Annotated in this window: 10 protein-coding genes; 8 read left to right on the forward strand and 2 right to left on the reverse strand. The window is 39.9% G+C overall.

Annotated elements, in window-relative coordinates; all coding sequences use genetic code 11:
• Positions 1-188 precede the first annotated feature (188 nt).
• From QMG93_RS28795 to QMG93_RS28825, 7 genes are all read left to right on the forward strand, one after another.
• Positions 189-380 carry a hypothetical protein gene (locus tag QMG93_RS28795; RefSeq protein ID WP_281942721.1) on the forward strand — a complete coding sequence of 64 codons (192 nt, stop codon included), beginning with the start codon at positions 189-191 and terminating at the stop codon, positions 378-380.
• 779 nt (positions 381-1,159) lie between these two features.
• Positions 1,160-1,564, forward strand: a complete 405-nt coding sequence (locus QMG93_RS28800) for a hypothetical protein (protein WP_281942722.1) — start codon at positions 1,160-1,162, stop codon at positions 1,562-1,564.
• A gap of 159 nt (positions 1,565-1,723) precedes the next feature.
• The gene (locus QMG93_RS28805; protein WP_281942723.1) at positions 1,724-2,848 is read left to right on the forward strand and encodes an ABC transporter permease; all 1,125 of its coding nucleotides are present in this window, start codon (positions 1,724-1,726) and stop codon (positions 2,846-2,848) included.
• 4 nt (positions 2,849-2,852) lie between these two features.
• Entirely contained in the window at positions 2,853-4,145 is a 1,293-nt protein-coding gene (locus QMG93_RS28810; protein WP_281942724.1) for an ABC transporter permease, read from the forward strand.
• The gene (locus QMG93_RS28815) at positions 4,146-4,844 is read left to right on the forward strand and encodes an ABC transporter ATP-binding protein (RefSeq protein WP_108535059.1); all 699 of its coding nucleotides are present in this window, start codon (positions 4,146-4,148) and stop codon (positions 4,842-4,844) included.
• Between the two features lie 12 nt (positions 4,845-4,856).
• Positions 4,857-5,309, forward strand: a complete 453-nt coding sequence (locus QMG93_RS28820) for a hypothetical protein (protein ID WP_281942725.1) — start codon at positions 4,857-4,859, stop codon at positions 5,307-5,309.
• A gap of 190 nt (positions 5,310-5,499) precedes the next feature.
• The gene (locus QMG93_RS28825) at positions 5,500-6,240 is read left to right on the forward strand and encodes a stalk domain-containing protein (protein ID WP_281942726.1); all 741 of its coding nucleotides are present in this window, start codon (positions 5,500-5,502) and stop codon (positions 6,238-6,240) included.
• 134 nt (positions 6,241-6,374) lie between these two features.
• Here QMG93_RS28825 and QMG93_RS28830 read toward each other — a convergent pair whose 3' ends face one another.
• On the reverse strand, positions 6,375-7,871 hold the full coding sequence (locus QMG93_RS28830) for a monooxygenase (protein WP_281942727.1): 1,497 nt from the start codon (positions 7,869-7,871) through the stop codon (positions 6,375-6,377).
• A gap of 24 nt (positions 7,872-7,895) precedes the next feature.
• The gene (locus QMG93_RS28835; protein WP_281942728.1) at positions 7,896-8,297 is read right to left on the reverse strand and encodes a RidA family protein; all 402 of its coding nucleotides are present in this window, start codon (positions 8,295-8,297) and stop codon (positions 7,896-7,898) included.
• A 287-nt stretch (positions 8,298-8,584) separates the two neighbouring features.
• Here QMG93_RS28835 and QMG93_RS28840 point away from each other — a divergent pair, with 287 nt between their 5' ends.
• Positions 8,585-9,061: a MarR family transcriptional regulator gene (locus tag QMG93_RS28840; RefSeq protein ID WP_281942729.1), complete on the forward strand. Its 477-nt coding sequence runs from the start codon at positions 8,585-8,587 to the stop codon at positions 9,059-9,061.
• The last annotated feature ends 428 nt before the right edge of the window (positions 9,062-9,489 follow it).

Consider the following 9,489-nt stretch of genomic DNA (forward strand, 5'->3'; position numbering starts at 1 on the left):
AAATCCCAATATAAGGATATTTAAATGTAATATAAGAACACCAAGCTTGCAATCCGACAAATATTGACAAAAAAATCGAAAAAATAATAATTTTTTTATTCATAAACACTCCCCATATGCTTACTATTATAAAAAATTCTTGATATACTGATGCTAACAGACCACCACATACGAAGGGGATGTCCTATATGCTAACTATTCGGGTTACGTCTCAGTTGCATTCTGTCGTTCAAATGTTGAAAAATGTCGATTTAGGCAAAAATGTAAACGATTCCCTTGCCAACCACTTTTTATCCGACCCTGAAGTTCATGCCGTTAATAATACTTTTGGCCTGACTAAGAGAAAGGAACAAAAACAACCTCTTTCCGGCTGGGAATAAACCCGTAGTATTATTTTACCAAAACAATAAGAGATTGTATATTAGGTCTTTCCTAGTATACAATCTCTTTTTAGATTTTGTGCATTATTTCGATGTGATGTGATACAACAATTTTTGCACAGAAACGAATGTGGTTTGTTACATCATAGCTCGCGCTAGCAACGTAAGTGCCGGATTGCTCCTACAAGCCATCCGGTGGATTAGCATCAATTTGCCAGCACATGTAAAGCTTGTGCCTTGTGACCGCAGGGTTTGCAAACTTTCTTTTACCGCGGGCTGATGTTCTACTTGAGTCCTTCTTCCACGGGGAACAATGAATGGAAGAGGAGTTTGGCTTAATGTGCTTCACATCCCCGAATAATTCAGTCAGTTCTTGTAGACAAGTCCTTCTTAATTCCCTTCGCCATACTATCGTTTCTTAAATCGAACCCACGACAACTCCTTCGTTCAAATAATCTGTTCCTAACTAAACCATAAGATACCGAGGTACTACTTTGCACAGTTCTTCATTTTCCAAAAAATAGTTGACAATCTATTCTGTTATTCGCTAGGATAATGGATACCGAGTTAATTTCCCATATATTACAAAAATTTTACTTTAATTAACTCGTACAATGCAGTATGTGAAAGGAGGGCATCATAAAACCAAAGTGTAACCAAAAGGTAAAATTTATTGCTGTTAACTTTCACTTTGCCGAAATCCAAACCCTAGAACTTTAAGGATCAAGCACTCATCTTAGTTCTACATATCATTATAATCATTTGAGGAGGATATTCTCATGTTTACTCTTAAAAAATCGATCCCGCTGTTATCAATTCTAGCGACTCTTACCATCGCTTCCGCAGCCTATGCTGCTAACGATGCTATAAACCTTGCCTATCAAGATGCAAAGGCAACTGGAAGTTTAGTTACAGATTTCTCCGTTTTTGAAAATGATAAGGCTAATGCAAGAACCGATTGGCAAAATAATCAAACTTGGCAGTATCTTGTCGTTGGGGTGACACTTAAATCTGCAGAAAATATTAGTGCCGCCTATGAAATCCATGGCTCGGACTATGGTAACTGGGCACATGTATCGGCATCAAAAGGGGGAGTATGGGCTTTCCAAAGTGACCACAAGATTCTTGATCGATATAATACAGCGACCGTACGAACCATCGAATCCCTGACGAGCAGATGGTAATAAGGTCGTAAGAAGGGTGAAATATGCACCACAATGGTAAACTTTTCATAGTTAACCATTGTGGTGCTATATTTTGTGTATTACAGCGACTTAGGAATTCAGTTGTTTATCACAGTTAATTGCGTATAAATATTATTTGGGATAATTTCGGGAGGAAATGTGAACACACTGAATCGCGTCCTTAACCAGATTAAAGCATACCCGTTTACTTTCTTCATATTGGTGCTTAGCCTTAGCTTATCCATCGGTTTAATTACAACTACTTTATATTCCATCAATAAGGCAGTTGAAATCGAGCGCTACTTGGACAAATATCAAATTAACAATAAAATTTCCTTCTCCTTAGACTTTGAAGAGCAAGTAGACATGAAGGCCATTATCAAAGCGTTCAGCACGATGAGTGTGAATAGTAATCTGCTTATAAATTCACTTAGCGTAGAAACAGACCTAGGCATGGTCAATCCTATGATTGAATATTGGAAAGCAGATGAATACAATAAACTTCCTTTGTTAGAAGGAGAATCTATCCGGAAAAGTTCCCTGGATCGCGGAGACAAATTATGCATGGTAGGAAGAGCTTTTATTCCCCATATCATTAAAGAGAACGGGAAACAATACGTCAAAATAGATCATGAGAAATATGAGATTACCGGAATCATAGGAACTGATAAAGGTAACTCGCCCTATCTCGACCACAAAATCGTTATACCTATTACAAGTTTGACTGAGCGAGCGGAATCCAGGTTACTGAGCCAAAAAAGTGTCCCTGTCGTTTTATATGGAGATCAGACACGCTTATTAAAAGATTACGATACCGTAAAAAATCAGGTGTCGATATTTAAAGTCAATAACGCAGACTTCTCTTCCCTGAGAGGTTCCTCTCCATATACACATTTAGGTAATCTCGGGAATCAAATTACTTTTATCATCACTGTATATGTGCTGGCTTTGATCAACGCCGTCAATATCGCTGTATATTGGATCAAAGAACGAAGAGTTGAAATTGCAATCAAAAAAGCATTTGGCATTAGCAATTCTACAATTGCTTTTTCATTTTATAGCGAAATGTTAGTCGTATTTCTCTTCTCCTCGTTGTTGGTTTGTATTGTGCAGATTTGGATGAGCCCTATCATTGAACAGTGGGTTGGATACCCATATAAAATAACGTTAACGGATATTATTAATCATGCGGCTTTCGTCTTCATAACTTCACTGTTAGTCGTGATTATCCCATTAATCAGTTCGAGGAATATCCAACCTGTTGAGTTGATGAGAAAGGTTTGATCAGATGAGGAGCATAAAGATTGCCTGGAAGTCATTGTGGGAACGCAAGTTAGCAACGCTCTTTATCATGCTTCAGTTAGTCATTTCGTTTTACTTAATAAGCAATGGTTTTATTCAATTAAGTATACCTGACTATGCAAGTGAAACCATTAAAAAATATTCCAATTTGGATCTCGAAAAAACTTTGACGTTCTCCGTTCCAGATTTAACAAGTGATAATACATGGTCTATTGAACGCTACCTTAAATTAAGAAAAGAAGTTAGCGGCATGAATGAAGTCAGCAATTACGGTTCATTTTCCACGGCTTATTTCATTCTATCCGATCTAAAAAATAGTGATTTATATGAGGCAAAGAATCAAGTTTTATATAAAAACAGTCCATTGAGAGGGAAAGAAAAGCTATCTTATATGGTTTATTTCGATGAGTCCATATTCAGCAGTTCGAAGATCAAAATACTTAAGGGACGGTCGCTTGCTAAACAAGACTTTGCCGCTGAACACCATGAGCAGATTCCTGTATTGGTTGGGCAAGATTACGAGGGTATATTTGACATCGGAGATACGTTTTCCATTTATTGGTTTGGCGAAAAACTGAATTATCGAGTTGTAGGCGTAATGGACAGAGAGAGCAAGTGGCTCGATAAAAATGATTATATTTCAATGGGGGTAAGAGATCTGAATGCAGCAATTGTCACCCCTTTCTTGGATTATCAAAAAAACTCCTCGCCGTTTGTTATTAGTTCCTTGCAAAAAAGTACTTTTGTGAGCGTCCAGGATACAGACGATCGTAAAATATTATCGGAGAAAATAAAGCAAGCAGCGACTCAACTTGGTCTGCCTTCACCCACGGTACGCTCTATAAAAGAAGAGTTGGATGCCTACAAAAAAAGCAAAATAGAATTAGTTAAATTAAACCTTTATGCCGGAGTATTTTTTCTGCTTACCACCTCGATTGGGATTATTACTTCCACCCTTTCTTCTATTCGAATTCGATTTTATGAATTTGGTATAAGAAGGGTATTCGGAGAATCGATTATTAGTATAGCTCGATCCATCATCATTGAGGTATTTTTGCTCATTTTGCTAAGCGCATGCTTTGGTGTATTCTGGAATTATTATAATAGTGCAACGTCAATCATCGCCGATATGTCGTCGGTTAAAGATCTCTTTGGAATCGCATTATTCGCTAAAGTAATAATCTTGGTCTTATTGCTCACTTTTTTATCAGTTTTATACCCTATTCGGGTACTGTACAGAGAATCTCCCTACAAACTAATAAGCGGAGTTGAGAATTAAATGCCTGCGATTGAACTATCTAACGTCTCAAAAGTTTACGGGAATCATAAAAATAAGTTCACAGCGCTTAACAATATTAATCTAACTATCGAACAGGGGGAATTTGTAGCGATTGTAGGACCATCCGGTTCTGGAAAAACGACATTATTAAATATTATGGGATGTATGGATTCGCCAACAAGTGGCGAGTGTAAAATAATGGACAGATCCACAGCCGGTTTAAAAGACTCTCAATTGATTCATATCCGTAATCGCGTAGTGAGTTTCATTTTTCAACATTATGCATTGCTCAATAATTATAGTGTTTATGATAATGTAACGCTGCCTTTTGCAGAACGCAAGATGAGTAAACATGAGAAAATGGAGAAGGCGAAGCAATATTTAAGCAAGCTGGGGATAGAGGATTTGTTCCATAAAAAAGTAAAGAATCTATCAGGCGGCCAAAAACAGCGCGTGGCTATTGCGAGGGCATTGGCATCAGAAGCGGAAATTATTTTCGCCGATGAGCCTACCGGGGCTCTTGATTCAACGAATGCAGATAAGCTTATGGAAATACTATGCACTCTGAATAACGAGGGAAAAACGATCATTGTTATTACCCATGATTCTCATGTGGCCTCATATGCCAATAGAAAGTTGTTCATGAAAGATGGGAACATCTCTTTTGACGAGCCCGCGATAGCCCTAAAAGAAGCTTAGGAGATTATAATCGTGACAAAAAAATCTATTATCATTTTATCCGTAGTGGCTGTATTGATTTTATGCGGCAGTGGTGTGTTATATAAACTAATTGACGATGTGATAGAAAGAAAATGGGGAGGGACAATTAGTAAGGCGGAGTACAACGAAAAATTTAAAGTGATCGAAAAGGAATTTTCGGTAAACAATACTTTTTTCTTAAATTTACAAACGAAGTTTTTGATTGAGCTAAGTTCGGGTGATTTAGCTATCGAAGTATGGAATCCAAAGGAAGAGAAAGTTTTTTCTGATCAAGTAACCAGTGAGCATACTTATATGAACAGTTTTAAGACCTCGCCAATGAAAGGAGTTTGGAAAATAAAACTTATTACTACTCCCGAAACTGAGGGTAAGTATCAAGGGATTTTCCAAAGTGATTCTGCCTCCTTAGTAAATTGGAACAATCAAGAGCTAGCAGGTAATTGATGGGTCTGTAATCGTCACTCAGTAATTCCTCCTACAATATGGAGCCTTTCCTGACAGTGTTCCTGCAGTACAGACAATCTTGTACTGTCCGGATTGGCTTTCACCTTTACTTCATACCAATGGCCCTAAACATCTAACAGGTAACCGTTTAGCCTTCTCGAAATCCTATAAACTAGGAGAAGAAGTAAATTTGAGGAAAAAGTTGATTTTGGCGTTTATCGTGGGCAGCTGCATTTCAGCCGCTTCCGCAGTAAGCAGTTTCAATTTTATACAAGCGCATCTATTCCCTGGGTCCATCTACTTCAATAACCAACTCGCCAATAAGCAGAGCGGAGCTTTTGAGACTCTCAACTATAACGGTTCCGTTTATGTTCCCCTACGCTACATTACCGAAAATATGGGCGGGAGAGTGCATTATGACGAAGCCAAGAAAGACATCTATATTGACCATCGTGTCAACAATTTGACGAAAGCCAAAATCAGCGTATCCAAGCAAGCAGACAACTTTATGCTAAATCTGCACAGCGAAAAAGAAACCTATAAATCCAATGAAATCATTCATTTGTGGAGTTCCCTCGTTTACTTGGGCGAGGAAGAAATAACCGTGGGCCACGGGAACCCTATCATCCTTTTTTCGGTTCGGGACGAGGAAGGAATTTCTTCTGATGAATATATAGAGACCGTTTTAATAAGAGATCAACTCAAGAAAAATAACGAGTATAAAGCCACTCTTCCTCTAAATGTAATAGAATCTTATAACTATAATAAAAAAGGACGTCCCGAAATTAAGAAATTTTTAGAGAAGGAGCGGTCTTGGCTGCTGTCGCCGGGAAAATATTCGATCGGGGTAACGGCGGATTTTAGTATCGATGGGGATAAAAAAGACAAAATCATGAAAAGTGAAATCACGATACAAGTCGAACCACAGTGAACCAACAACAACCGAAATCCAGAAAATGTGTTAGAGCGTGTCTTCAAAGCTAAGATAGCCATAACGTAGGGGGATTTAAGGAATCAAGTTTTATCCCAACCTGAGGACAAGAACTTGATTCCATCAACGAATTACTAATCCGTAATGTTTCCGCACCAGCGAGTGATTCCTTCATTTATGGTTTGCATTGGATTCGGATCTGATAGAGAAATCGCCCAGGCAATATGTCCATCCGGCCGAATAAGTGCCGTGTGGACGTCGTTCCAATCCGCGTCTGCCTCAGCCAAAGATGCATGTACAACTTGAAGGTTGCTATACGTTTCCCATTGACCACTATTCTGTTCGTTAAAATGGAAGTGCAACAGAAGAAAAGTACCTTTGTGTAGGAACGGATAGGAGTTAATCAATTGCCCGTCTTTCAGCTTTAAGCTTAGATCCTTGAAACGTTTCCCGTTTAATGGATGGGGAGGCGCTTCGGCGTCTGGAGCATAATGTACATCAATTGCGGAAACTTGTGCGGCGATTTGATAATTAGCCTCCGGTATTTGAATCAGATTAGCCAGCATCCTTCGCAGTTCCGTGATGGGAGGAGTCACGTCCAGAAGCAGGGTTTGGACCTCGGTATTCCGGAGCAAGGCCGTATTCCATGGGAAACGTTCGGTATGATAACTGTCCAATAGCCAGTCCGGAGCCCAGCCTTTGATTGCTCCTGCAAGCTTCCAGCCTAAGTTCATCGCTTCTTGTAAGCCAACGTTCATTCCCTGTCCACCAGCCGGAAAATGAATGTGCGCCGAATCTCCCGCCAAAAACAATCGACCATTCCGATAGCGTCCCGCTTGCCGCGTCGCATTTCCGAAACGGGACATCCATTTCACATCGTTCAATCCCAGGTCGCTTCCGGTCGTACGGATGATCGATGAACGAAACTCTTCAAATGTAACGGGCTCATCCTTAGGGATGTTACGTCTCTCCATATCGATAATTAAGACCCGATACATATGATCATTGATCGGCATGATGCTGACCAAACCTTTTTCTGTAATCCGGGATATGTCACTCATAGGAGCCAAATCAGATAGAACGGCATCCCCCAGCATAGCCGTGAAGGTCGCGTCTGTACCTTCAAATGATATATTTGCATGTTTGCGAACCAAACTTCTGGCTCCGTCCGTACCCACCACATAAGCAGATCTTAACGTTGTTTCTCCATTAGGTCCCGCGATCTTAACGTCGACCCCATCCTCATCCTGATCCACAGATAGAGCCTCAACCTCTCTCCAGACCTCTGCGCCAAGGCTAAGAGCCCATTCCTCCAGCACCTTCTCCGTCTCACTCTGCGGTAAAAAGAGCGTGTGATTGGAAGAAGAATCCAACACCGAGAAATCCAAAGGAGTTTCTAATCCGGCAAAATGCCCTCCTGAAAGTAAGCGGCCTTTACTGATTAATTTTGATTTCACTCCACGCATATCTAATATTTCAAGGGTTCGTGGATGTACTGTAAGCGCACGTGAATATGGAGTTGTCTCTTTTAATCGCTCAATGACGCAGACCTTTACACCGGCTACTGCCAATTCTCCAGCCAACATCATGCCGACAGGTCCACCGCCGATAAGGATGACTTCATATTTCATATAAATAACCTCTTTTCTTAAACATTATGGGAAGATCACGATAGCGTCTATTTCGATAAGCCATTCAGGATCAGCTAGTGCTTGAACACCTATATAGGTACTTGCTGTCTTCGGCCAGTTAGGGCCAAACACACGAAATCCGGCGTCAAAAATAATCGAAATCAATTCCGGGTTATGGTTTACCACAAAAATATTCATTTTTGCAATGTACAATGGATCCGCTCGCGCGGCTTCCAATGCATACTTTAGATTGGTGAACACTTGAATCGCTTGCGCGTAATAGTCCCCTGAACCGATCAATGCTCCCGTTTCATCTACAGAAACCTGACCTGAGATGAAGGCCAGTTTAGAGGCAGTAGTTACCACGACATGAGAAATTACAGATGTGACCTTGTCCGTCAATGTCTTTGGATTCACGATTTCCATAGGCGAGCATGCTCCATTTCCATATTTATAAATCTTCTCTTGAAAAGTGGATAAGTGTTTCCGGCAGAACCTCCTTCATCAAAATTATTGTTTCGTTAGAACTCTTTTTAATTCTTGTTAATAAAGAAAAAAACAAAAATAATATATAATTTTTGTTTCATATGAAACAATATTATTGTACTGGGTCACTCCTTATCCTGTCAATCTCGATATGAGCATGCCCGTTTGTTTCTCAGAAAATAATCTATGCTATAATGAAACAAATGAGTCGAGGAGCCAGCATAATCATGGATACTGCCAATAAAAACAAAGCCGCCATTCATGAATTTTTCGTTCAGTTTCTTCAGCAAAAAGAGCAATATGAAACCCGAATAACTGCAACATACCTCGAGGATATCCGGAAGCATATCGAACCGGAATTCAGATTGAACATGACGGAACTGCACACCATTGCATGCATCGGAGAGCAGGAGCCGATCAATGTCACTTCCATCGCGGAAAGGATAAATTTAAGCAAAGGGAATACCTCCAAGATCGCAAATAAATTACTAAAGGCAGGTTGGGTGCGAAAAGCCCAACTCAACGATAACAAAAAGGAAGTGTACTTTCGGCTAACGCCTGTCGGCAAAAAGCTATTTGCTGCTCATGATGAGCTCCATACGAAGGAAAAGCAAAGAATGTACGAATTTTTGGAAAGATACAACGAAAGCGAGCTTGAATTTATCAAACGGCTGTTTGGAGATATGGTTGACTTCTATCGCTAACGTACCTCAACAAAGACAATAGGCAGCCGTCCAGAGTTGAACTGTACATATGTTAGACATCAATAACAATTGGAGGTGCAGTTCAAGTGAGTGGCTGCTTTTTCAACAGAACTATTCAAAAAAACGAATGTGGAAATGGTTAATGCAGCAAGCATTCCCCAAAAGCTTCCCAACCATGACAACGCCATGCATTCCTGAAACAACACATTGGCAGCCAAAATAGCCCCAATTAAAGAAACGGGTGACATTCGACTCAAACTATCAGGATGGAACTATTCGGGAATAGAGAGCGAAGGGGCATTATTTGTTTTCGAAAAAAATGACGGTAAAAAAATATATATTTCTACATACAATGACGAATTTTCACTCTCTATGCCAAATTAAAAAATCCTCCCCACCATAAAAAAAGATCGCCCCTTGTCCGCATC

This window comes from Paenibacillus tyrphae, assembly GCF_027925525.1.
GTDB classification, from domain to species: Bacteria; Bacillota; Bacilli; order Paenibacillales; family NBRC-103111; genus Paenibacillus_G; species Paenibacillus_G tyrfis_B.